The sequence below is a fragment of the Cellulosimicrobium sp. G4 BAM 1002 genome, assembly GCF_057126935.1.
This window is the reverse complement of the sequence record NZ_CP182109.1, coordinates 890,398-912,329: the sequence shown is the minus strand read 5'-3', so window position 1 is coordinate 912,329 and position 21,932 is coordinate 890,398. Positions and strand designations below refer to the sequence as shown.

Annotated in this window: 20 protein-coding genes and 1 tRNA gene; 12 read left to right on the top strand and 9 right to left on the bottom strand. The window is 74.3% G+C overall.

Going from position 1 to position 21,932, the window contains the following annotated elements:
* Positions 1-34: 34 nt before the first annotated feature.
* The 4 genes from ACMXGY_RS04265 (at position 35) to ACMXGY_RS04250 (ending at position 5,269) form a co-directional block, all read left to right on the top strand.
* Positions 35-1,231, top strand: coding sequence for a dihydrodipicolinate synthase family protein (locus ACMXGY_RS04265; protein WP_483776782.1), 1,197 nt, complete (start codon positions 35-37; stop codon positions 1,229-1,231).
* Positions 1,228-2,115, top strand: coding sequence for a sugar phosphate isomerase/epimerase family protein (locus tag ACMXGY_RS04260; RefSeq protein ID WP_483775643.1), 888 nt, complete (start codon positions 1,228-1,230; stop codon positions 2,113-2,115). Before ACMXGY_RS04265 ends, ACMXGY_RS04260 begins: the two co-directional genes overlap by 4 nt.
* Before the next feature lie 167 nt (positions 2,116-2,282).
* Positions 2,283-4,568, top strand: a complete 2,286-nt coding sequence (locus tag ACMXGY_RS04255; protein ID WP_483775642.1) for a heavy metal translocating P-type ATPase — start codon at positions 2,283-2,285, stop codon at positions 4,566-4,568.
* A 101-nt stretch (positions 4,569-4,669) separates the two neighbouring features.
* Positions 4,670-5,269 carry an alpha/beta hydrolase family protein gene (locus tag ACMXGY_RS04250; RefSeq protein ID WP_483775641.1) on the top strand — a complete coding sequence of 200 codons (600 nt, stop codon included), beginning with the start codon at positions 4,670-4,672 and terminating at the stop codon, positions 5,267-5,269.
* Positions 5,270-5,284: 15 nt separating this feature from the next.
* On the opposite strand, the gene ACMXGY_RS04245 is transcribed toward ACMXGY_RS04250, so the two are convergent.
* Positions 5,285-5,821, bottom strand: coding sequence for a 23S rRNA (adenine(2058)-N(6))-methyltransferase Erm(C) (locus ACMXGY_RS04245; protein WP_483776781.1), 537 nt, complete (start codon positions 5,819-5,821; stop codon positions 5,285-5,287).
* A gap of 174 nt (positions 5,822-5,995) precedes the next feature.
* On the opposite strand from ACMXGY_RS04245, the gene ACMXGY_RS04240 reads away from it, so the two are divergent.
* Positions 5,996-6,742 (top strand): hypothetical protein, encoded by a 747-nt coding sequence (locus ACMXGY_RS04240; protein ID WP_483775640.1) that lies wholly within the window; start codon positions 5,996-5,998, stop codon positions 6,740-6,742.
* Between the two features lie 63 nt (positions 6,743-6,805).
* Here the strand turns inward: ACMXGY_RS04240 and ACMXGY_RS04235 are convergent, their stop codons facing one another.
* The 4 genes from ACMXGY_RS04235 to ACMXGY_RS04220 all read right to left on the bottom strand — a co-directional run bounded on the left by ACMXGY_RS04235 (position 6,806) and on the right by ACMXGY_RS04220 (position 10,637).
* Positions 6,806-8,017 (bottom strand): Fic family protein, encoded by a 1,212-nt coding sequence (locus tag ACMXGY_RS04235; RefSeq protein WP_483775639.1) that lies wholly within the window; start codon positions 8,015-8,017, stop codon positions 6,806-6,808.
* A 180-nt stretch (positions 8,018-8,197) separates the two neighbouring features.
* Positions 8,198-8,273, bottom strand: a tRNA-Thr gene (locus ACMXGY_RS04230).
* A gap of 113 nt (positions 8,274-8,386) precedes the next feature.
* The gene (locus tag ACMXGY_RS04225) at positions 8,387-9,925 is read right to left on the bottom strand and encodes an alpha/beta hydrolase (protein WP_483775638.1); all 1,539 of its coding nucleotides are present in this window, start codon (positions 9,923-9,925) and stop codon (positions 8,387-8,389) included.
* Between the two features lie 121 nt (positions 9,926-10,046).
* Positions 10,047-10,637 (bottom strand): hypothetical protein, encoded by a 591-nt coding sequence (locus ACMXGY_RS04220; protein WP_483775637.1) that lies wholly within the window; start codon positions 10,635-10,637, stop codon positions 10,047-10,049.
* Positions 10,638-10,765: 128 nt separating this feature from the next.
* Between ACMXGY_RS04220 and ACMXGY_RS04215 the strand changes: the two genes are divergently transcribed.
* The 3 genes from ACMXGY_RS04215 to ACMXGY_RS04205 all read left to right on the top strand — a co-directional run bounded on the left by ACMXGY_RS04215 (position 10,766) and on the right by ACMXGY_RS04205 (position 13,632).
* On the top strand, positions 10,766-12,013 hold the full coding sequence (locus ACMXGY_RS04215) for a low temperature requirement protein A (protein ID WP_483775636.1): 1,248 nt from the start codon (positions 10,766-10,768) through the stop codon (positions 12,011-12,013).
* 109 nt (positions 12,014-12,122) lie between these two features.
* On the top strand, positions 12,123-12,536 hold the full coding sequence (locus ACMXGY_RS04210) for an SHOCT domain-containing protein (RefSeq protein WP_483775635.1): 414 nt from the start codon (positions 12,123-12,125) through the stop codon (positions 12,534-12,536).
* 106 nt (positions 12,537-12,642) lie between these two features.
* On the top strand, positions 12,643-13,632 hold the full coding sequence (locus ACMXGY_RS04205; RefSeq protein WP_483775634.1) for a TIGR03557 family F420-dependent LLM class oxidoreductase: 990 nt from the start codon (positions 12,643-12,645) through the stop codon (positions 13,630-13,632).
* A 27-nt stretch (positions 13,633-13,659) separates the two neighbouring features.
* Here ACMXGY_RS04205 and ACMXGY_RS04200 read toward each other — a convergent pair whose 3' ends face one another.
* Together ACMXGY_RS04200 and tmk are read right to left on the bottom strand one after the other, a co-directional pair.
* Positions 13,660-14,796, bottom strand: coding sequence for a DNA polymerase III subunit delta' (locus tag ACMXGY_RS04200; protein ID WP_483775633.1), 1,137 nt, complete (start codon positions 14,794-14,796; stop codon positions 13,660-13,662).
* Positions 14,793-15,551 carry a dTMP kinase gene (gene tmk / locus ACMXGY_RS04195; protein ID WP_483775632.1) on the bottom strand — a complete coding sequence of 253 codons (759 nt, stop codon included), beginning with the start codon at positions 15,549-15,551 and terminating at the stop codon, positions 14,793-14,795. The genes ACMXGY_RS04200 and tmk overlap by 4 nt, the downstream gene beginning before the upstream one ends.
* A gap of 86 nt (positions 15,552-15,637) precedes the next feature.
* On the opposite strand from tmk, the gene ACMXGY_RS04190 reads away from it, so the two are divergent.
* A complete protein-coding gene (locus ACMXGY_RS04190) occupies positions 15,638-16,348 on the top strand; it encodes an HAD-IA family hydrolase (RefSeq protein ID WP_483775631.1) in 711 nt (236 codons plus the stop codon).
* 12 nt (positions 16,349-16,360) lie between these two features.
* On the opposite strand, the gene ACMXGY_RS04185 is transcribed toward ACMXGY_RS04190, so the two are convergent.
* Positions 16,361-16,858, bottom strand: coding sequence for a MarR family winged helix-turn-helix transcriptional regulator (locus ACMXGY_RS04185; RefSeq protein WP_483775630.1), 498 nt, complete (start codon positions 16,856-16,858; stop codon positions 16,361-16,363).
* Positions 16,859-16,942: 84 nt separating this feature from the next.
* On the opposite strand from ACMXGY_RS04185, the gene ACMXGY_RS04180 reads away from it, so the two are divergent.
* The gene (locus ACMXGY_RS04180) at positions 16,943-17,155 is read left to right on the top strand and encodes a hypothetical protein (RefSeq protein ID WP_483775629.1); all 213 of its coding nucleotides are present in this window, start codon (positions 16,943-16,945) and stop codon (positions 17,153-17,155) included.
* Between the two features lie 42 nt (positions 17,156-17,197).
* On the opposite strand, the gene ACMXGY_RS04175 is transcribed toward ACMXGY_RS04180, so the two are convergent.
* Positions 17,198-18,280: a Gfo/Idh/MocA family protein gene (locus ACMXGY_RS04175; protein WP_483775628.1), complete on the bottom strand. Its 1,083-nt coding sequence runs from the start codon at positions 18,278-18,280 to the stop codon at positions 17,198-17,200.
* A 121-nt stretch (positions 18,281-18,401) separates the two neighbouring features.
* Between ACMXGY_RS04175 and ACMXGY_RS04170 the strand changes: the two genes are divergently transcribed.
* Both ACMXGY_RS04170 and ACMXGY_RS04165 read left to right on the top strand, forming a co-directional pair.
* A complete protein-coding gene (locus tag ACMXGY_RS04170) occupies positions 18,402-19,283 on the top strand; it encodes an ABC transporter ATP-binding protein (protein ID WP_483775627.1) in 882 nt (293 codons plus the stop codon).
* Positions 19,280-21,904 carry an ABC transporter permease gene (locus ACMXGY_RS04165; RefSeq protein WP_483775626.1) on the top strand — a complete coding sequence of 875 codons (2,625 nt, stop codon included), beginning with the start codon at positions 19,280-19,282 and terminating at the stop codon, positions 21,902-21,904. The genes ACMXGY_RS04170 and ACMXGY_RS04165 overlap by 4 nt, the downstream gene beginning before the upstream one ends.
* Positions 21,905-21,932 lie beyond the last annotated feature (28 nt).

Sequence of the window (21,932 nt, the reverse complement as noted above, 5' to 3'; positions counted from 1 at the left end):
CGTGCACCTGCCCCGGTTCGCCGACGACGGGCGCGTGGCCGGCACCGAGGTGCGCGAGCTGCTCGTCCCCGGCCCGTGGACGACGCCGACCGCCCCGTTCACCTCGCGCGTCGCCTTCGCGGCGGCGCACGTCGTGCCCCAGGTCGGTGCGGAGAACGTGCCGGGCGCGCCCGCCGTCGTCGACTGGGACGCGACCCTCGCCTACCGGCACCGCATCTGGGAGCACGGGCTCGGCGTCGCCGACGCGATGGACACCGCGCAGCGCGGCATGGGCCTGGACTGGGCCGCGACGCAGGAGCTCGTCCGGCGGTCCGCGGCCGAGGCGCGCTCGGTCGGCGCACGCATCGCGTGCGGTGCCGGCACCGACCAGCTCGACCCCGCCGTCGTCGCGTCGTGGGCGCCCGGCGACCGCGCGGCGCTCGACGCCGTGACCGACGCCTACCGCGAGCAGGTGCGCGTCGTGCAGGACGCCGGCGCCCAGGTGATCGTCATGGCGTCGCGCGCGCTCGCCCGCGTCGCCCGCTCGCCCGAGGACTACGCGCGCGTCTACGACGCGGTGCTCGCCGAGGCGGACGCCCCCGTGATCCTGCACTGGCTCGGGACGATGTTCGACCCCGCGCTCGACGGCTACTGGGGCACGGGCGACGACGTCGCCGCCGCGACGGACGTGTTCGTCGACCTGATCCGCACGCACCAGGGCCGCGTCGACGGGGTGAAGGTGTCGCTGCTCGACGCCGACCACGAGAAGGGCCTGCGCGCACGCCTCGCGGCACTGGACCCCGGCTCCGGCCCGGACGCGCCCGGACCCGTGCGCCTCTACACCGGGGACGACTTCAACTACCCGGAGCTCGTCGTCGGCGACGGAAGGCTGCACTCGGACGCCCTGCTCGGCATCTTCGCCGCGATCTACCCCGCGGCGTCGACGGCGCTCCAGGCGCTCGACACTGGCCACCCCGACCGCGCGCACGCGATCCTCGCGGCGACGGAGGCGCTGGGGCGGCACGTGTTCACCGCGCCGACGTCGTCGTACAAGACCGGGATCGCCTTCCTGTCCTGGCTCAACGGGTTCCAGCCCGGGTTCCAGATGGTCGGCGGAATGCAGTCCGCGCGCTCGCTCGCGCACCTCGTCGCGCTCGTGCGCCTCGCGGACCGCGCGGGGCTCCTGCTCGACCCCGACGTCGCGGCCCGCCGCACCCGCGCGCTCCTCGACGCGAACGGGGTCACCCGATGACGGCGCCCGACCTCTCGCGCTGCTCGCTCAACACCGCGACGGTCAAGCACGCGACCCTCGCCGAGGCCGTGGCGCTCGCCGCCGAGGCCGGGTACGGCGCCGTCGGGCTGTGGCGCGACCGCGTCCAGGAGATCGGCGCGGACCGCGCGGCGCAGGTCGTCGCCGACGCCGGGCTACGCGTCTCGTCGCTGTGCCGCGGCGGGTTCCTCACCGCGACCGACGAGGCCGCCGTCGCCGCTGCGCTCGACGACAACCGGCGGGCGATCGAGGAGGCGGCGACCGTGGGCACGCGCGAGCTCGTGCTCGTCGTCGGCGGGCTCCCGGCGAACGCCACCCCCGGGCAGGGACCGCGTCTCGACGCCGGCCCGGCGGACCGTGACGTCGTCGCCGCGCGCGGGCGCGTGGCCGACCGCCTCGCGGACCTCGCGCCGTTCGCGGCCGAGCACGGCGTGCGGCTCGTGCTCGAGGCGCTGCACCCGATCTTCGCCGCCGACCGCGCGGTGCTCTCCACGCTCGGGCAGGCGCTCGACCTCGCGGCACCGTTCGACGCCTCGACGGTCGGGGTCGTGGTCGACACCTACCACGTGTGGTGGGACCCGGACCTGCGCGCGAGCATCGCCCGCGCCGGTGCCGAGGGCCGGATCGCGGGGTACCAGGTGTGCGACTGGGTGCTGCCGCTCGCCGACGACGCGCTGCTCTCGCGCGGGCACGTCGGCGACGGGTACGTCGACTTCCCGACCATCACCCGCTGGGTCGCCGAGGCCGGGTACACCGGCGACGTCGAGACCGAGATCTTCCGCCAGGAGATCTGGGACGCCGACCCGCGCGACGTCGTCGCGACCGTCGCCGACCGCTACGCCCGGCACGTTCTCCCCCACCTGTAGTCCCCTCGAGGCCCCTCCCGCCTCCCCACACCTCGGCGGCCCGTGCGCCGGCCCGGCAGTCCTCCTCCTGCCGAGCCGGTGCGCGGGCCGCCGAGCCATGTCCGGGGACCCTTGACCTCTCGACGGAACGGGTGCATGATCAGACGGAGGTAATACCCCTAGGGGGTATGCGACGGAGAGACGGAGGCACGGTGGACGACCACACGCAGCACCGGAGCGGTCACGAGCACGGGGACGAGCACGGCCCCGAGCACCACCACGGTGCGGCGACGACGCACGCGGAGTCCGCGACCGCCGTCGGGAACGAGCACGACCAGCACGCCGGTCACGACCACGGCGGGCACCACGGCCACGCCGGGCAGCACTCGCAGGCCGGGCACGCCGACCACGGCGACCACGGCGGCCACGCCGAGCACGGCGGCCATGGCGGGCATGGGGGCCACGGCGACCACGTCGCCCAGTTCCGGCGGCTGTTCTGGATCATGCTCGTGCTCGCGGTCCCGACGGTCGTGCTCAGCGGGATGTTCGCGATGCTCCTCGGGTACGACCTCCCGGACGCCGCGTGGGTGCCGTGGGTGTCGCCCGTCCTCGGGTCGGTGATCTTCCTGTGGGGCGGGCGCCCGTTCCTCACCGGCGCGGTGAGCGAGCTGCGCGACCGCAAGCCCGGGATGATGACGCTCATCTCGCTCGCGATCTCGGTCGCGTTCGTGTCCTCGCTCGGCGCGAGCCTCGGCGTGCTCGCGCACGACCTCGACGTGTGGTGGGAGCTCGCGCTCCTCGTCGTCATCATGCTGCTCGGCCACTGGCTCGAGATGCGTTCGCTCGCCCAGACCGCGTCGGCGCTCGACTCGCTCGCCGCACTCCTGCCGGACGAGGCCGAGCGGGTGGCCGAGGACGGGTCCGTCACGACCGTCTCCCCCACCGAGCTCGGCGTCGGAGACCTCGTGATCGTGCGCCCGGGCGGGCGCGTCCCTGCCGACGGCGAGGTCGCGTCGGGCTCGGCCGACGTGGACGAGTCCATGATCACGGGCGAGTCGAGGCCGGTACGCCGTGGCGTCGGCGACCCCGTGGTCGCGGGGACCGTCGCGACCGACGACGCGCTGCGCGTGCGGATCACGGCCGTCGGCGAGGACACGGCGCTCGCGGGGATCCAGCGGCTCGTCGCGGACGCGCAGTCGTCGTCCACGAAGACCCAGCGCCTGGCCGACCGTGCCGCGGGCTGGCTGTTCTGGTACGCCCTGGGTGCCGCGGCGATCACGATCGCCTTCTGGCTCGTGCTCGGCACCCCCGAGCAGGCGCTCGTCCGGGCGATCACCGTCCTCGTCATCGCGTGCCCCCACGCGCTGGGCCTGGCGATCCCGCTCGTCGTCTCGATCTCGACCGAGCGCGCCGCGAAGGCCGGGGTGCTCGTCAAGGACCGCCTCGCGCTCGAGCGCATGCGCACGGTCGACACCGTGCTCTTCGACAAGACCGGCACGCTGACGAAGGGCGAGCCCGTCGTCGCGCACCTCGCGACGGCCGGAGGAACCTCCGAGGACGAGCTGCTCGCGCTCGCGGCCGCGGCCGAGGCGGACAGCCAGCACCCGCTCGCCCGGGCGGTCGTGGCGCGGGCCGCCCAGGACGGCGTCGACGTCCCGCGCGCGACGGACTTCCGGTCGCTCACGGCGGTCGGCGTCGAGGCCACGGTTCCCGGTCCGGATGGCGAGCGCCGGGTCGCGGTGGGCGGCCCGGCCCTGCTCCGCGACCGTGGCCTCGATCCCCTGGCCGACGCCGCGGCGTGGGAGCGTGACGGCGCGACCGTCCTCCACGTCGTCGTCTCGGACCCCGCCGGGGAAGGACCGAGCTCCGGACGGGTCGTCGGGGCGTTCGCCCTCGCGGACGAGATCCGCCCTGAGTCGCGCGAGGCCGTCGACGCGCTGCACCGGCGCGGCATCCAGGTCGTCATGATCACGGGCGACGCCGAGCCGGTCGCCCGGGCGGTCGGGCGTGAGCTCGGGATCGACCAGGTCTTCGCAGGCGTGCGCCCGGAGGACAAGGACGCCAAGGTCGCCGGGCTGCAGCAGGAGGGCCGCGTCGTCGCGATGGTCGGCGACGGCGTCAACGACGCCCCCGCGCTCGCCCAGGCGGACGTCGGCATCGCGATCGGCGCGGGGACCGACGTCGCGATCGCGTCGGCCGGGGTCATCCTCGCGAGCTCGGACCCGCGCGCCGTGCTGTCGATCGTGGAGCTGTCGCACGCGTCGTACCGCAAGATGCAGCAGAACCTGTGGTGGGCCGCGGGCTACAACATCGCGGCGGTCCCCCTCGCGGCGGGCGTGCTCGCGCCGGTCGGGTTCATCCTGCCGATGGCCGTAGGCGCGATCCTCATGTCGGTCTCGACCGTCGTCGTCGCGCTCAACGCGCAGCTCCTGCGCCGGATCGACCTCGACCCGGCCCACCTCGCCGCTCGCTGACGCGGTGCCGAGCATGAGGTTGCTGTCGTTCTCCACTCGAGAACGACAGCAACCTCGTGCTCGACCGCGAGGAACCTCCTGCTCGCTGCCAGACTGGACGGGTGACCACGCCGACGCCCGACGACCGGCCCGTCGCGGGCGTCCTCCTCACGCCCGGGGCGGGGGCGAGCCGGGACCACCGCACGCTCGTCGCGCTCGAAGAGGCGCTCGTCGCGCTCGACCCGCCCGTACCCGTGCGGCGCGTCGACTTCCCGTACCGGACCGCCGGCAAGCGGATGCCCGACCGCCCGCCCGTCGCGATCGCGCACGTGCGCGCCGAGGCCGAGGCGTTCGCGGCCGAGCTCGGCACGACGACCGACCGGATCGTCCTCGGCGGGCGCTCCTACGGCGGCCGCATGTGCTCGATGGCCGTCGCCGAAGGGCTCCCCGCCGCAGGTCTCGCGCTCGTGAGCTACCCCCTGCACCCGCCGGGCAAGCCCGACCGCCTGCGCACCGAGCACTTCCCGGACCTCGACGTCCCGGTGCTGCTCGTCTCAGGGCGCACCGACCCGTTCGCGACGCCCGCCGAGCTCACCGAGCACTCCACGGCGATCCCCGGCCCGGTCGTGCGCGTCGAGCTGCCCGGCGCGCACGACCTCAAGGGCCAGGACGCCGCCGTGTGCGACGCCGTCGTCGCGTGGCTCGCGACGCTCAGCGCCTGAGCCCGGACGGTCGGATCACCGCCGGCGCACGCGCAGCACGGCCGCGTCGACCCGTGGTGGCGGCCGGAACGCCGCGCGCGGCACCGTGCGCCCGACGTCGACGGCCCAGCGCCGCGCCGCCCGCCCGGCACTCCCCTCGCCCGCCGCGATGCGCCGCGCCGCCTGCCGCTGCACGACGACGTCCGCCGCCACGAGCGCGGACCCGCGGGCGAGCAGGCGCGCGAGGAGGGTGGACGTGAGCCCGAACGGCGGGTTCGCGACGACGCGGAAGGGTCTCCCGGGCAGGCGCAGGTCACCGAGGTCGACCTCGAGGACGGTCACGTCGGCGTCGGAGAACCGCTCGCGCAGCGCCCGGGCACGGCCTGCGTGCAGCTCGACCGCGAGGACGCGGGCCCCCGCCGCGACGAGGTGGCGCGTGAGCGCGCCGTCACCCGCGCCGAGGTCGAGCACGAGCTGGCCCGGACGGACGTGCGCGTCGTCGACCACGCGCGCCGCGTGGGTGTCAGTGAGCGGGTGCCAGCCCCACTCGCGCCGTGAGCGGGGCGCTTGCACGGACCCGGCCACGACGCACCATCACCTGGAACATGCCCGGCACGCTACGAGGCGGTCGCGGGCGGCGTCGAGCGATTTGTCCGTCGCCCGGACGGGGCTTTCCGCCCGAGCGTCCCGACTGCGTACGATGTGCCGCGGACGAGACCCGTCGCCCTGACGACCCCGGAGGTACCGATGCGCGCCGCTGCCGGCATGCTCGCCGTCGCGCACCTGGGAGTCGTCGCCGCCGTGCTCGTCGCGGCACCGGCGGTGGCCGCCGAGGGGGACCGGGGCGGCGAGCTCACCGTGACGGTCGACACCGTCTCGTTCGACGCGACCAGGTTGTCCTCCGGCGGTGGCTGGCTCGGGTACGTCGTGACCAGGCCCGACGGCTCGCACGCGCGCAACCTGGGCGACGGCTACTCGCGCGAGGACGCGGCCGACGGCGTCCTGGAGCTCGACGTCCCCACCCGCGGCCCGTACGCCGACGGGTACTGCATCACGTGGGCCATGGTCACGGGCATCCACGACCAGTTCGCCGGTTGGGACGGCGACGACGCCGTCTGCACGACGGCGCAGGAGGCCCCGAGCCCGTCGCCGGCCCCGACGCCCGAGGCGCCGGTCGAGGCAGCACCCGCGGTCGAGGCCCCCGCCCCGGTCGTGGAGGCGCCCGCCGAGACCGTGGACGCCCCTGAGCCGGTCGCCACGGAGGAACCGGCCCCGGAGCCGACTACCGAGGCCCCCGTCGAGCCCTCCCCGACCGCGGAGCCCACCAGGCCCCGTCCAGAGCCCTCACGCACGCCGCTCGTGTCCGCTGCCGAGCGCATGGCGCCCCCACCGCCCGCCGACTCCGGGTTCCCCACCCTCGCCGTCGTCGGCCTGGGCGGGCTCGTCGCCGCGGCGGCGGGCGGAGCGATCCTGCTCGTCCGGCGCATGGGCTAGACAGGTCGTTCGACGGCGGAGGCACCGTACGACGACAAGCACGGGCGCGCGCCCGACCGACTGTCAGCCGTTCTCGCCCGATCCCCGTCCTGCGGCGTTCCCGTACCCGATACGGCGCTTGCCGGCGCGTTCGGCGAAGTCGTCGAGCGCGGCGAGGACCTCCATGGCCGACCACGTGATGCCCTTGCGGTGGACCTTCGTCTCGTTGACGATCCCCGCCTCAGCGAGCGGGTCCATGTGCCGCCGCACGTTCGTCGGCCCGATGCCGAGCTCGTGGTCGAGCACCTGGGCGTTGATGACGGGCTGGCGGGTGAGCAGGTCCGCGACGTCGTAGGTTCGTGCGCCGCGACGCACGTGCAGCCGTTCGTCCCAGCTGGCGCGGATCGCTCGGACGTCCTGCACGAGTCGCCGCCCGTTCTCGACGGCGCGGGTGCTGGCACGGATGAACTGGTCGACGACCGACTCGGGATGGCCTCGGCGGTAGGTGTCGAGTGCGCCGTAGTAGTTCTCGACGTCGGCGAGCAGACCTGCGGACAGCGGCATCGTGACGTTCCGGGTGAGACCGGAGCTGTGCATCATCGCCTGCACGAGGGCACGGCCTGTGCGTCCGTTGCCGTCGGTGAACGGGTGGATCGTCTCGAACTGGGCGTGCGCGATCGCCACACGCGTCAGCGGGGGGACGTCGCCACGCTCGATGAACGCGACGAGGTCGTCGATCGCTGCAGCCACTCGGCCATGGTGGGGAGGGACGAAGTCGGCTCCCGCCGGTGAGTGGTCCGAACCGCCGATCCAGACCTGCTCGGTGCGCCAGCGGCCCGCCTCCTCGGGGTCGTCGTGCTCCATGAGGGCGTGGTGCATGCGCAGGATGGCGTTCCCGTCGGGTCTGTCGGACAGTGCGAGCGCGGCGCGCATGGCGTTGGTGTTGGCGACGATGGTCGGCGCGTTGGACCCGAAGTTTGCCGCGCCGAGCTCTGCCATGCCGATCTGCCGTGAGGACGCGGTCAGACGTTCGATCTTGGACGAGGCCGCCGACTCGCTGCGCAGCAGGACTGTGGAGAACGGCGCGAGCTCGCCACCCATCTCGGTGTCGAAGCGCGCGATCCCCCTTGCTGCCTCCTCGGCAGCCGCAGCGAGAGCCGGGGGCAGGTCCACGATCAGGCCCGCGATTGCTGGGACGACCGCAGCTTCATAGGTGCGCGCGGGAGCACGGCCCGTCGGGCCCGTTCCTGCATAGCGCCAGTCGAGCCGCTCGTGCTCCACTGCTGGCCACTGCATCTGATAACTCGCCACCCTGCGAAGTTATCACTTATCAGATATCTGATGAGGACTCCGGGCCTCACTTCTCAGAACAGATCCACGACGCGGGGCTCTCCTCGGGATGGGACGCCCTCTGCGAGCCGAGTTCCCGCCATGACAAAGGCCCTTGACTGCATCATGCAGTTCAAGGGCCTCTGATGGAGCCGCCTGTCGGAATCGAACCGACGACCTATTCATTACGAGTGAATCGCTCTACCGACTGAGCTAAGGCGGCGTGCTGCATCCTGGTCCGCTCCGCGAACCCGGGGGCAACGAGCGCCTACTGTACCCAACGACCGGGGCAGATTCCAAAGCGGCGGCCGGGGCCGCCGTCGGGCACCCTCCGGGTCAGCAGCGCAGGCCGTCCTCGGGCACCGTCCCGTCGACGAGGTAGTCGTCGACGGCGTCGCCCACGCACGCGTTGGAGCGGCCGTAGGCGGTGTGGCCCTCGCCCTCCCACGTGAGCAGGACGGCGGACTCGAGCGTCTCCGCGAGCCCCTCGGCCCAGACGTACGGGGTCGCGGGGTCGTTGGTCGTCCCGACGACGACGATCGGCGGCGCGCCCGCGGCGTGCAGGTCCGCCTCCTGCTCGGCGACGGGGTACGCCCAGCCCTCGCACGAGAGGCCGCCGAAAGCGAAGAACGACCCCATGGTCGGCGCCTCCTCCTCGAGCCGCTCGAGCTGGGCCTGCATCGCGGCGGGGTCGTCGTCCTGGCGCGCGTCGAGGCAGTTGACGGCACGGAAGGCCTCCGAGGAGTTGGTGGCGAACGTCCCGTCGGGGTTGCGGTCGTTGTAGAAGTCCGCGAGGTAGAGGAGCAGGTTGCCCGTCCCCTCGTCGAACGCCTCGGTGAGGGCCTGCGTGAGCACGGGCCAGCTCTGGTCGTTGTAGAGGGTGACGGCGACGCCGTAGAAGCCGAGGGTCTGGGTGACGCGACGGTCGGAGTCCGTCGGCAGCGGGTTGTCCCTCGCCGCGTCGAGGAGCTGGCGGATCTGGCGCATCCCGTCGTCCGTGTCGCCACCCAAGGGGCAGTCCGCTCCGGCCTGGCAGTCCTCGACGTAGGCGCGCAGCGCGTTCTCGAACCCGACGGCCTGCTGCTCGGCGACCTCGTCCGCGTCGAGCGACGTGTCCATGGCGCCGTCGAGCACGAGGCGTCCGACCTTGTCCGGGAACAGCCCCGCGTACGTCGCCCCGAGACTGGTGCCGTAGGAGTACCCGAGGTAGGCGAGCTTCTCGTCGCCGAGGACGGCGCGCAGCATGTCCATGTCGCGCGCGGCGCTCTGCGTGTCGACCTGGCCGAGCAGGTCGCCGGTGTTCTGGGCGCATGCGTCGGCCCACGCGCGGCGGTCCTCCGCGAGCGCCTCGAGCCCCGCCTCGTCGGTCCCGTAGTCGCGCGAGAGCGCCTCGTCCTTCGCGGCGTCGTCGAGGCAGACCACGGGCGTGGACTGCCCGACGCCCCGCGGGTCGAACCCGACCAGGTCGTAGGCGCCCTTGACGCGCTCGCCCACCATCGGGGCGAGCGACCCGACGAAGTCGACCCCGGACGCCCCCGGGCCACCCGGGTTCGTGAGGAGCGACCCGATGCGCTCACCGCTCGCGGGCAGGCGCTTGAGCGCGAGCTCGATCTCGCCCGCGCCGGGCTCCTTCCACGACAAGGGGGCGCGCGCCGTCGCGCACTCCCAGCCGGCCTCGCAGTCCTCCCACGCGAGGCTCTGCCCGTAGAAGTCCTCGAACCCCTCCGGTCCCGTCTCGCCCGTGCCCTGGCCCGCCGTCGCGACGTCGTCCGCCGGGGTCTGCATCTTGGGGGGCACCGAGCACGCCCCCACGACGAGGGCGAGCACGAGGGACACGGCGCACGCGAGCGCGCCGCGACGGGAGGAGGTCGTCACCCGGACACGGTAGCCGCTCGCCCCCGGCGCGCAGGACGGCCCCGGCACCCCGGGACCGTCCTTTCACGCGCTCTTCACCTGGCACGCGACGGCCGAGGCCGCGCCGACCCGGCCGAGGCGACTACTCCTCGACCCAGGCGGACTCGCCCGTCGCGCCGTCCGCGGCAGGCGGCACGACGACGGTCCCCCGGTCCCCGAGGACGACGCTCACCTCGGCGCTCGGGTCGACGTCGTCGGGCACCTGGACGAGGGACGTGGCCGGCACGAAGTCCATCGTGCAGACGGCGTCGGCCGGCACCTCGTCGAACGTGACGACGACGTCGCTGCCCTCGACCGACGCGTCCGCCTCGGCGAGCAGCGGGCAGGTGCTCGACCCGTAGGTGACGACGTACAGCAGGCCCGGCTCCGCGCTCCACGCCGCCCCGGTACCGCCCTCGGTCGGGGCGTCCACACCGGAAGGCAGTCCCATCCCGTGGGCGCCCGCCTCGAGGTCCATGGTCGCGGCGTCGGGCAGGCCCTCCTGCTCGCCGTCGTCCGTCGGCTCCTCGGTCGCGTCACCGTCCGTCTCGGCGGACTCCTCGGTCGTCGGCGTGTCGTCCCCGCCACCGTCGGTCTCGGACGCGCACGCACCGAGCAGCGTGACCGCGAGGGCGAGGGCGAGCGTCGAGGCCACGCGGGCGGGGCGTGACGCGGGACGGCGGGTGGGAACCATGGGGATCTCCTCGGTCGGCGACGGCTGCGCGACCATGGTGGACCCTGAGTGGCGCCACCGCGCGACGGGCGCGCCCGACGTCGCGCTTCGTGACCCGACGGTGACCGTCCGGTGGGACGATCCGTGGCATGGACGCTCACCCCACGACATCCTCGACCGGTCGCGGCGCGTTCCCCTGGGGGATGCGCACCGACCTCCTGCGGCACGGGGACGGCGGTGACTCGAGCCGCGTCGGGTACGTCGAGCTCTTCTTCGACCTCGTCTTCGTCTTCGCGATCACCCAGCTCTCGCACGGCCTCATCGCCCACCCGGGCGGAGAGGCGCTCGCGCACACGCTCGTCCTGGGGGTCGCGGTGTGGTGGGTGTGGGTCGACACGATGTGGGTCACGAACTGGCTCGACCCCGAGCGCGCCCCGGTGCGCGCGATGCTCGTGGTGCTCATGCTGCTCGGGCTCGTCATGGCGAGCGCGATCCCCGAGGCGTTCGGCGACAAGGGCCTGCTGTTCGCCGTGATGCTCGTGGCGATGCAGGTCGGCCGCAGCCTCTTCACGATGGTGGCGATGGGCCGGTCCTGGCCGGAGAACGCGGTGAACTTCCTCCGCATCAGCACGTGGGTCGCGGTCGCGGGCGCCGTCTGGATCGCGGGCGGCCTGGTCGAGGAGCACCGGCTGCTGCTGTGGACGGTCGCCGCGGCGATCGACGTCGCGGGCCCGCGGGCGATGTACTGGCTCCCGGGTCTCGGGGCCTCGCGCGCGAGCACGTGGGTCGTGCGGGGCGAGCACATGGCCGAGCGAGTGAGCCTCTTCGTGATCATCTGCCTCGGCGAGTCGATCATCGTCACCGGCGCGACGTTCGCGGAGCTCCCGCTCGACGTGACGACGGTCTCCGCGTTCTGCTCCGCCTTCGCGAGCACGGTGCTCATGTGGCTGCTGTTCTTCGACCGCTCGGAGCGCCGCGCCACCGAGTACTTCACCTCGCGCGACGAGCGCGGCATGGTGGCCCAGACGGCGTACACGTACGTGCCGTTCGTGATCGTCGCCGGGATCGTGCTCACCGCGGTCGCCGACGAGCTCGTGCTCCTGCACCCGCTCGGGCACGACGGCGCGGGCCACGCCGACGCGTGGACCGCGGGCCTCGTGTGCGGGGCGGCGGCCACCTACCTGGTCGGCAACGCGCTCTTCCGTCGCGCTACCGGCGGGCGCTGGTCCGTCCCCCACCTGCTCGGCGCGGTCGCTGTCGGTGCGCTCTTCGCCGCGCACGCGTGGCTCACGCCCCTGGCGCTCAACTGGACCACGGACGGCATCCTGCTCGCCGTGATCGTCGGGGACGTCGTGCGCGCCCGGCGCAGGCCGGAGGCCCTCACCGCCGACGCGTGATCCGCGAGGGACGAGCCGATCGGCACCTTCGCCCGGTTCACCCGTCCTTCACCGGGCGCAAAGGCGGCATCGTCGCTAGGTTCGGCGTGTTGGTGCGCAGCAGCTGGCCGTGCACACGTACGGGCACTCGTCGAGAAAGGGCGTGACCGTGGACTTCTGGGACTTCTTCTGGCTCCTCGTCTGGAGCTTCTTCTTCATCGCCTACCTGCTCGTCCTGTTCCAGATCCTGTCCGACCTGTTCCGGGACAAGGACCTCTCGGGCTGGTGGAAGGCGATCTGGATCATCTTCCTCATCTTCCTGCCCGTCCTCACGTCGCTCGTGTACCTCATCGCTCGCGGGCGGGGCATGGCCGAGCGGCAGACCGCTGCCGTCGTCCAGGCCAAGCAGGACACCGACTCCTACATCCGTCAGGTCGCCGGTGCTTCTCCGGCCGAGCAGATCACGCACGCCAAGGCGCTCCTCGACTCCGGGGCGATCACGCCCGACGAGTTCGCGCAGCTCAAGGCGAAGGCGCTCGCCTGACGAACCGAGCATGACCGGTTCGGCCCTCCGGGGACCGGACCGGAGCCGCGGCGACGGGCCGGGTGCACCGCGTGCGGGTGCACCCGGCCCGTCCCACGATCGAGGCATGACCCGTTTCGGCTACACCCTCATGACCGAGCAGTCCGGCCCCCGAGCGCTCGTCGAGCACGCGGTCGACGCGGAACGCGTCGGCTTCGACTTCGAGGTGACGAGCGACCACTACTTCCCCTGGCTCGACGCCCAGGGCCACTCCTCCTACGCGTGGTCCGTGCTCGGCGCGGTCGCGCAGGCGACCGAGCGCGTCGGCCTCATGACGTACGTGACGTGCCCGCTGATCCGCTACCACCCCGCCGTGGTGGCCCAGAAGGCCGCGACGGTCGCGCTCCTCTCCGACGACCGGTTCACCCTCGGTCTGGGTGCCGGCGAGAACCTCAACGAGCACGTCGCGGGCGAGCGGTGGCCCGCCGTCGGCGAGCGCCACGACATGCTCGAGGAGGCGGTGGAGATCATCCGGTCGCTGCTCGACGGCGAACGCCTCACCTTCGAGGGCGTGCACTACCGGGTCGACTCGGCGAAGGTCTGGGACCTGCCCGACGAGACGGTCGAGATCGGCGTCGCGGTCTCGGGCCCGCAGTCCGTCGAGCGGTTCGCGCCGCTCGCCGACCACCTCGTGACGACCGAGCCCGACGCGGACGTCGTCGAGCGGTGGTCCGCGGCGCGCGAGCGGGCCGACCTCGCGTCGTCGCGGGTCGTCGGGCAGATGCCGATCTGCTGGGACCGGGACGAGGAGACCGCGGTCGCGCGCGCGCACGAGCAGTTCCGCTGGTTCGGCGGGGGCTGGAAGGTCAACGCCGACCTGCCGACGACCGAGGCCTTCGAGGCCGCTACCTCGTTCGTCCGGCCGGAGGACGTCGCGGAGGCGATCCCCTGCGGCCCCGACCTCGACGCGGTCGTGGAGGCGGCGTCCGCGTGGTGGGAGGCCGGGTTCACCGACCTGGCGCTCGTCCAGGTGGGCGAGGTGGGTCAGCGCGAGTTCCTCGAGCAGGCGGCGGAACCCCTGCTGGAGAAGCTGCGGGACGCCGCTCCGGCGACCTGACCGCCGAGGCGCGCACGCCGCGGAGGGTCAGCCCTGCGGGCGCAGCGCGACGACCATCGCCTCGACGGCGAGCAGCGGTGCGACGTTCCCCTCGAGCCGCTCGCGCGCGAGCCCGATCGCGTCCATGCGTCGCACGGTCTGCTCGGGCGTCGAGTCCTCGGCGAGCGTGCGCACGGTCTCGGCGCCCTCGACGTTGACGAGCTCGACCTCCGCGCCGAGCTGGACGACGAGCACGTCACGGTAGAGCGACAGGAGGTCGACCATCGCGCGGTCGAGCACGTCGCGCTGGTGGCGCGTCGCGCGGCGCTTCTGGTCCGCCTCGAGCTCCCGGAGCTGCGAGCGCAGGCGGGGCGGCAGCGTCTCGCCGTCCGCCACACCGAGCGTGCGCAGCAGCTCCGCCTTCTCCGCGGCGTCGCGCTCCTCGGTCGCGGCCTTCGCCTCCGCCTGCGCGAGCTCGACGAGCTCTCCGGCGGCGAGCACGGCGTCGCCCACCCCGCGGACGCGCCGTGCGAGCGCGAGCACCGACGTCCGCCGCTCGCGCGCCCGGGCGTCCCGGGCCAGGCGCCGCGCGAGGCCGATGTGGCTCTGCGCAGCGCGGGCGGCGACGAGCGCGACGTGCTCGTCGACCCCGTCGCGCCGGACGAGCAGCCCGGCCACGGCCTCGACCGGTGGCACGCGCAGCACGACCCCGCGGCACCGCGAGCGGATGGTCACGAGCACGTCCTGCGGGCTCGGCGCGCACAGGATCCACACCGTGTGCGGGGCGGGCTCCTCGATGGCCTTGAGCAGGACGTTCGTCGTGCGCTCCGCCATGCGGTCGGCGTCCTCGACGACGATGACGCGGCGTCGGCCCTGGGACGGGCTGCGGCTCGCGACGGTCACGAGGTCGCGCACCTCGTCGATCTTGATGGTCACGAGCTCGGTCGCGACGAGCGTCACGTCGGGGTGCGTCCCGGCGAGCACGGTCCGGCACGCCTGGCAGTGCCCGCACCCGCCCTGCTCGCACTGCAGCGCGGCGGCGAACGCGCGCGCCGCGTTCGAGCGACCGGAACCCGGCGGGCCGGTGATCAGCCATGCGTGCGTCATCGCCGCGGGGTCGGCCACGGCGGCGCTCAGCGTGGCGACGGCCTGCTCCTGCCCGACGACGTCGTCCCAGACACTCATGCGGTTCCGCCCCCGGACACGGGTGGTGTGCCCAGGCCCGCGCGGTACCCGATCGCGCTGTCGGAGTCGTCGAAGCCGTCGTCGGGCTGCGCCGCGACCGTGTCCTCTGCCTCCTCCACGACGGGCGTGAGCGCGAGCCGCGCCGCGAGGTCGACCCGGATCTGCGCCTGGAGGTCGTCGACGGGGGCGGAGGCGTCCAGCACGATCCAGCGCTCGGGGTCGGCCGCGGCGCGAGCGAGGAAGGCCTCGCGCGTGCGCCGGTGGAACTCCGCGCCCGCGCGCTCGAGGCGGTCGTGCTGGCGGCGGATCCGTGCGGCGGCGACCGTCGGGTCGAGGTCGAGGAGGATCGTCACGTCGGGCAGCAGGTCCTGGACGGCCCAGCGCGAGATGAGCTCGACCTCGTCCGCGCCGAGCTCGCGGCCGCCGGCCTGGTAGGCGACCGACGAGTCGAGGTAGCGGTCCGTGATGACGATCGCGCCGCGCGCGAGCGCGGGACGCACGAGGCTCGCGACGTGGTGCGCCCGGTCGGCCGCGTAGATCAGCGCCTCGGTGCGCGCGTCCATGTCCTGCCCGTGCAGGACCGCGGCCCGCAGCTCCTTGCCCAGGTCCGTGCCGCCCGGCTCGCGCGTCAGCACGACCTCCCGGCCCGTGAGCTCGCCGAGCCACTGCCCGAGCAGGCGCGCCTGCGTCGACTTGCCGACGCCGTCGCCGCCCTCGAAGGAGATGAAGTACCCGGGTGCGCTCACGGCGACCACCCTATCCGCGGCGTCGGACACGGGTGCTGGGCCGACCCCCGGGGAGACCGCTGCTCGCCGCGCGAGCGCGGGATAGCCTCGGGACCATGCCCGACCCCGCTGCCCTTCCCGCTCTCCTGCCCTCCCCCGGCGCCGCGTTCGCCGGGCGCACGTTCGACGCCGTGCTGTTCGACATGGACGGCACGCTCATCGACTCGGTCCCGGCCGTGGACCGGAGCTGGCGGCGCTGGGCCGCCGAGAACGGCATCCCCGACCCGGACGAGTTCCAGGTCCAGCACGGGACCCCGGCGCGCACGCTCATCGCCGACCTCCTGCCCGAGGACCGTGTCGAGTCAGCGTACGAGCGCATCCACGAGCTCGAGCTGCAGGACGCCGACGGCGTGACGCTCCTCCCGGGCACCCGCGCCGCGCTCGCCGCGCTGCCGCCTGAGCGGCAGGCGATCGTCACGTCGTGCACGCGCCCCCTCGCGGCGGTGCGCATGGCCGCCTCGGGCCTCGAGCCGTCGTCGGTCGTCGTGACGGCCGACGACGTCGTGCGCGGCAAGCCCGACCCCGACCCGTTCCTCCTCGGCGCCGAGCGCCTCGGCGTGGACCCCGCGCGGTGCCTCGTCGTGGAGGACGCCCCGGCGGGGATCGCCGCGGCGCGCGCGGCGGGGTGCACGGTGCTCGCGGTCACCGGGACGCACTCCGCGGCCGAGCTCGCCGCCGCCTCGCCCGCGCCCGACGCGGTGGCGACGGGTCTCGGGGCGGTGCGGCTCGCCGTCGGGCCCGACGGCGTGCGCGTCACCGACGCCTGACCGCTCGCCCCGTCAGTAGACGCCCGCGCGCAGCGCGGCGGCGACCACCTTCGCGGCCGCGGCGTGCACCTCGGCGAGCTCCTCGAGGCCCAACCCCGTCGCCGCGACGATCGCGGGTGGGATCTGCTCGGCGTCCCGACGGCGGTCGCGCCCCTCGGCGGTGAGCGTCACGCGCACCTGTCGGCCGTCGTCGGGCGAGCGGGAGCGTCGGACGTACCCGAGGGTCTCGAGTCGCTTGAGCAGGGGCGACAGCGTCCCGGCGTCGAGGTGGAGGCGGTGCGCGAGGTCCCCGACGGTCGTGGTCGCGCCCGAGGCGTCGTCCTGCCACAGGGCGAGGAGCACGAGGTACTGCGGGTGGGTGATCCCGAGCGGCTCGAGCAGCGGCCGGTACAGCGCGACCATGCCGCGCGCGCCGGCCGAGAGCGCGAAGCAGACCTGCGCCTCGAGCGCGAGCGGGTCGGCGGAGAGACCGGCCGGGTCCCGGGTGTCGGCCTGCGTCGCGGTCACCATGTTCGCCATCGTAGCCAGGGTCCCGCTATCGTTGGTACACCAATGGTTGGTGCACCAATCATTTCCCGGAGGAGAGGACGCACCGTGGCCCGCAAGGACGACGACCGGCGCACGCTCGGCATGCGCATCACCGAGGGCTTCCTGCCGATCTTCGGCCCCGCCCAGCTCGGGCGGCAGGACGCGGACGGGCGCGGGGTCTCCGACGCCGAGCGCGAGCGCGACCAGGAGCTGCGGACCCGGTTCGAGCGGGTGACGGGCCCGGACGGCCGGAGCTACGTCGTCGAGCACACCGACTGACGCCGCCGCAGGCCCTGGACGGTCCCGCGGCGGCGCACCGGGTCACTCGCCGGGGTAGACGACCCCGATCTGGCGGCGCACCTCGTCGAGCGTCCGCATGACCTCGAGCGTGCCGTCCCAGGACATGCGCGGGCTCTGCGCCTCGCCCGCCGTGACGCAGCGCGCGACCTCGGCGGCCTGGTACTGCTTGCCCTCGCCGGAGAAGCCGTCGTAGTACCAGGACGAGCCGTCGTGGCGCACCACGCGGAACGACGTCGGCGCGTAGAACGCGCCCTCGACCTCGATGCGCCCCGCCGTCCCGGAGATGACGGCCGCCGTCGCGGTGCGGGACCACAGCGTCGTGGAGAGCGTGGCCTGCGTGGCGCCGTAACCGAGCGTGATGCTCACCTGCCCGTCGACGCCCGTCTCGGTGAGCGAGCCCACCGCGGTGACCGACGACGGCACGCCCAGCAGGTCGTGCGCGAACGACACGGGGTACACGCCGAGGTCGAGCAGCGCGCCCCCCGCGAGCTCGGGCGCGTAGAGCCGGTGCGCCGGGTCGAACGGGAACCACTGGCCGTGGTCGGCACTGAGGTTGATCACGTCCCCGATCTCGCCGCGCGCGATCACCCCGCGCAGCGCGGCGACGTGCGGCAGGAACCGCGTCCACATGGCCTCCATGACGAACACGCCGGCCTCACGAGCTGCGTCGAGCACCTCGACGGCCTCGGCCTCGTTGCGCGTGAACGCCTTCTCCACCAGCACGTTCTTGCCCGCGGCGATCGCGAGCAGCGCGTGCTCGCGGTGGTGGGAGTGCGGCGTCGCGACGTAGACGACGTCGACCTGCGGGTCCTCGACGAGCTCCTCGTAGCCGTGGTGCGTCGTCGGGACGCCGTGCGCGGTCGCGAAGCGCTCGGCGCGCACGCGGTCGCGCGACCCCACGGAGGCGATCCGGCTCTGCGTGTGCTGGCGCACCGCCTCGGCGAACGACGACGCGATGCCGCCCGCCCCGAGGATCCCCCAGCGGATCGAGGGCGCGGTGCGCGGGTCGGGGACCGTACCGGTGACGTCGGCGGACAGGTCGGGGACGGGGTGGACGGCGGACCCTGCCGAGTGCTCGGCCGGCGTCGGGGCGACGATGCTCATGGGTTCACGCTATCCCGCTGGCATCGCTGCCAGGCCCGGTGTCCATTCCCCCGCCGGCTCCGCCGGCCTCGCTCCCCGCGCGGGTGGTGCGCCGCGGGGCACCGCGCGCCACGATGGACCCATGACGTCCCCCGCGCCCCGGACCGACGCTCCGACCCACACACCCACGGACACGGACAGGCGCGCTCCCGAGCCGCGCGCGAGCGCGCGCGACCTCGTCAAGGTCTACGGCACCGGCTCGACGGCGGTGCGCGCGCTGGACGGCGTCGACGTCGACTTCGCGCGCGGTCGCCTCACGGCGATCATGGGGCCGTCCGGGTCGGGGAAGTCGACGCTCATGCACTGCCTCGCCGGGCTCGACTCGCCGACGTCGGGCAGCGTCGTCATCGACGGCCAGGAGATCAGCCGCCTGTCCCAGCGGCGGCTCACGGCGCTGCGCCGCACCCGGATCGGGTTCGTCTTCCAGTCCTACAACCTCGTCCCTACGCTCACCGCGGCGGAGAACATCACGCTCCCCCTCGACATCGCGCGCACCCCGGTGGACCGCGACTGGTTCGACGAGGTCGTCGACGCCGTCGCGCTCCGCGACCGGCTGCACCACCGCCCGTCCGAGCTGTCCGGCGGGCAGCAGCAGCGCGTCGCGTGCGCGCGGGCGCTCGTGTCCCGGCCGTCGATCGTGTTCGCCGACGAGCCGACGGGCAACCTCGACTCCCGCTCGGCGGGAGAGGTGCTCGCGTTCCTGCGCCGCTCCGTGGACGAGCTCGCCCAGACCGTCGTCATGGTCACGCACGACCCGCGCGCGGCGTCGTACGCGCACCGCGTCGTCTTCCTCGCCGACGGCAGGATCTCCGGCGAGCTCCACGACCCCACGCAGCAGGACATCCTCGACGCGCTCGCGCTCGCGGCCGACGACGGCACGCCCGCCGCCCTGCCCGACGCCGGCCCGCCGGACGCCGCCGCGGGCCCGGTAGGACGCCACGCGGCCCGGGTCGACCCGGCATGATCCGCGTCGCGCTGCGCGGCGTGCGCGCGCACGTCGTGCGATTCGTCCTCTCGGTCCTCGCGGTGACGCTCGGCGTCGCGTTCGTGGTGGGCACGTTCGCGTTCCGCGGCATGCTCTCCTCCACGTTCGACGACATCATCGCGACGACGCTCACCGCCGACGTCTACGTGCGCGGCTCGCAGGAGGTCACGGGCGACGCCGTCGGACCGGGCGGGGGCGGCGGGGGCGGGTTCGCCGCCGACCGCACGCTCGTCCCGGCCGACCTCGTCGACCAGGTCGAGGCCGTCGACGGCGTCGCGCGCGCCCTGCCCGAGGTCTCCGGCCCGGTGGTGCTCGTCGGGTCGGACGGGACGGCCGTCGTGACGACGGGGCCGCCGAGCACGGCGTTCTCCGTCGACCCCGAGGACCCCAGCCTCACGCTGCTCGACGGCGCATGGCCAGGTCCGGACGAGATCGTGCTCGAGCAGAGCGCGGCCGAGGCCGCGGACCTGGCGACGGGCGACGCGACCACGGTCGTGCTCGGTGGCGAACCGCGGCCCGTGACGGTGTCCGGGGTCTTCGGCATCGAGGCCGCGGCGGCCGGGGCGATCCTCGTCGGGCTCGATCCGCAGACCGCGAGCGACGCCTACGCCCCGGACGGGATGGTGCCGCAGCTCTCCGTGTGGGCCACGAGCGAGGGGTCCGACGGGACGGCGGACGAGGAGGCGCTCGCCGGACGTGTCTCCGAGGTGCTGCCCGACGGCGCCGAGGCCGTGACGGGAGAGCAGGCGCGCGCCGAGGCGAGCGAGGCAGTCGAGGAGGTGCTCGGCTTCGTCGAGACCTTCCTGCTCGTGTTCGCCGCGATCGCCCTGTTCGTCGGGGCGTTCATCATCGCCAACACGTTCGCCATGTCGGTGCGCGAGCGCCTGCGCGAGCTCGCCCTCCTGCGCGCGCTGGGGGCCTCGCCGGGGCAGGTGTTCACCTCGGTGCTCGTGCAGGCGTTCGTCGTGGGCGTCGTGGGCGGCGGGCTCGGCGTCCTCGCCGGTGCCGGCCTCGTGCGCGTGATCCGGTGGGGCCTCGCGCTCGCCGGCATGGAGTTCTCGGGCCGCGTCCCCCTCGGGGTCCCCCAGGTCGTCGCCGCCGTCGCCCTCGGCGCGGTGGTGAGCGTGCTCGCGGCGGTGCTGCCCGCGCGCCGCGCCGCCGCCATCCCGCCGGTCCAGGCCATGCGCGACGACGTCGCACCCGACCGCGGGACCGGCACCCGGGCCGTCGGAGGGCTCGTCGTCACCGCGATCGGCGCCGGCGTGCTGTGGCTCGCGGCCTACCTCGGGTCCTCGGTCGAGGAGGACCCGACAGGATGGGCCTGGCTCGACGCGCAGAGCCCGCGCGTCCTGCTCGGCGTCGGCGCGGGGCTCGTGCTGCTGGGCGTGCTCGTCGGGTCGCCGGCCGTCGCCCGGGGCGTCCTCACCGTGCTGGCCTGGCCGCTCGTCGTGACGCTGCGGCCGCTCGGGCGCCTCGCGCGCGGCAACGTCACGCGCAGCCCGCGCCGGACGGCGAGCACGGCAGGCGCCCTGCTCATCGGCATGGCGCTCGTGTCGGTGACGGGCGTCATCGCCGCGTCGACGCAGGCGTCCGTGCGCGGCATCGTCGAGAACGAGGTGCGCGCGGACCTGGTGATCGACTCCGCGACGCTCGTCGTGCCCGACGGCGCGGTCGACGCCGTCGCGGCGACGCCCGGCGCCGCGACCGTCGACACGGTCCGCCTCGGGCTCGCACCCGTCGCGAACGGCGACGAGGAGCCGCGCGGCACCGACGTCGCGGGCGTCCCCGCAGGATTCTTCGACACGGCGCTCGATCCCGTGACGCTCACGGGAGACCCGACGGCGACGCTCGAGGACGGGGACGTCGTCGTGCACCGGCGCACCGCGCGCGAGCGCGGCTGGGAGGTGGGTGACGCCCTCCGGCTCGGCGAGGGGGCGGCCGCGGTGGAGACGCGCGTGGGTGCGGTGATCGACAGCCAGCTCGTGGGGACCGGGATCCTCGTGCGCGACGACGTGTTCGACGCCGCCGTGCCGGCCGCGCAGGCGAGCGTCCGGATCGTCTACGTGTCGGCAGCGGAGGGGGCGACGCCCGCCGAGCTGGAGGAGCTGCGCGCGGACCTGACCGCCGCCGTCGAGCCGTTCCTCGTCGTCACGGTGCTCGACCGGGCGGAGACGGCGTCGGCGTTCGCCGACCAGGTCAACCAGGTGCTCGTCATCCTCTACGCGCTCCTGGCGCTGTCGATCGTCATCGCGCTCCTCGGGATCGTCAACACGCTCGCGCTGTCGATCATCGAGCGCACGCGCGAGATCGGGCTGCTGCGCGCCGTGGGCCTCGGGCGGCTGCAGCTCGCGGGGGTGATCGCGATCGAGTCCGTGCTCACGGCGGTCTACGGGACGGTGCTCGGCGTCGCGACGGGAATCGGGATCGGTGCCGCGCTGCCCGGTGTGCTCGCCGACGAGGGCCTGAGCACGCTCGCGGTGCCGTGGGGACAGGTGCTCGCGATCCTCGGCGTCGCCGTCGTCATCGGCCTGGTCGCGAGCGTCTGGCCCGCGATCCGCGCCGCCCGCCTCCCCGTCCTCGAGGCCGTCACGGTCGACTGACCACCTTTCGCCCGCTGTGGGCCTTGCG

Coding starts and splice junctions, on each gene's coding strand:
- ACMXGY_RS04260 (WP_483775643.1), top strand. CDS start 1,228: ATGACGGCGCCCGACCTCTCGCGCTGCTCGCTCAACACCGCGACGGTC.
- ACMXGY_RS04255 (WP_483775642.1), top strand. CDS start 2,283: ATGCGACGGAGAGACGGAGGCACGGTGGACGACCACACGCAGCACCGG.
- ACMXGY_RS04240 (WP_483775640.1), top strand. CDS start 5,996: ATGCGCGCCGCTGCCGGCATGCTCGCCGTCGCGCACCTGGGAGTCGTC.
- ACMXGY_RS04235 (WP_483775639.1), bottom strand. CDS start 8,017: ATGCAGTGGCCAGCAGTGGAGCACGAGCGGCTCGACTGGCGCTATGCA.
- ACMXGY_RS04220 (WP_483775637.1), bottom strand. CDS start 10,637: ATGGTTCCCACCCGCCGTCCCGCGTCACGCCCCGCCCGCGTGGCCTCG.
- ACMXGY_RS04215 (WP_483775636.1), top strand. CDS start 10,766: ATGGACGCTCACCCCACGACATCCTCGACCGGTCGCGGCGCGTTCCCC.
- ACMXGY_RS04205 (WP_483775634.1), top strand. CDS start 12,643: ATGACCCGTTTCGGCTACACCCTCATGACCGAGCAGTCCGGCCCCCGA.
- ACMXGY_RS04200 (WP_483775633.1), bottom strand. CDS start 14,796: ATGAGTGTCTGGGACGACGTCGTCGGGCAGGAGCAGGCCGTCGCCACG.
- ACMXGY_RS04190 (WP_483775631.1), top strand. CDS start 15,638: ATGCCCGACCCCGCTGCCCTTCCCGCTCTCCTGCCCTCCCCCGGCGCC.
- ACMXGY_RS04185 (WP_483775630.1), bottom strand. CDS start 16,858: ATGGTGACCGCGACGCAGGCCGACACCCGGGACCCGGCCGGTCTCTCC.
- ACMXGY_RS04175 (WP_483775628.1), bottom strand. CDS start 18,280: ATGAGCATCGTCGCCCCGACGCCGGCCGAGCACTCGGCAGGGTCCGCC.
- ACMXGY_RS04170 (WP_483775627.1), top strand. CDS start 18,402: ATGACGTCCCCCGCGCCCCGGACCGACGCTCCGACCCACACACCCACG.
- ACMXGY_RS04165 (WP_483775626.1), top strand. CDS start 19,280: ATGATCCGCGTCGCGCTGCGCGGCGTGCGCGCGCACGTCGTGCGATTC.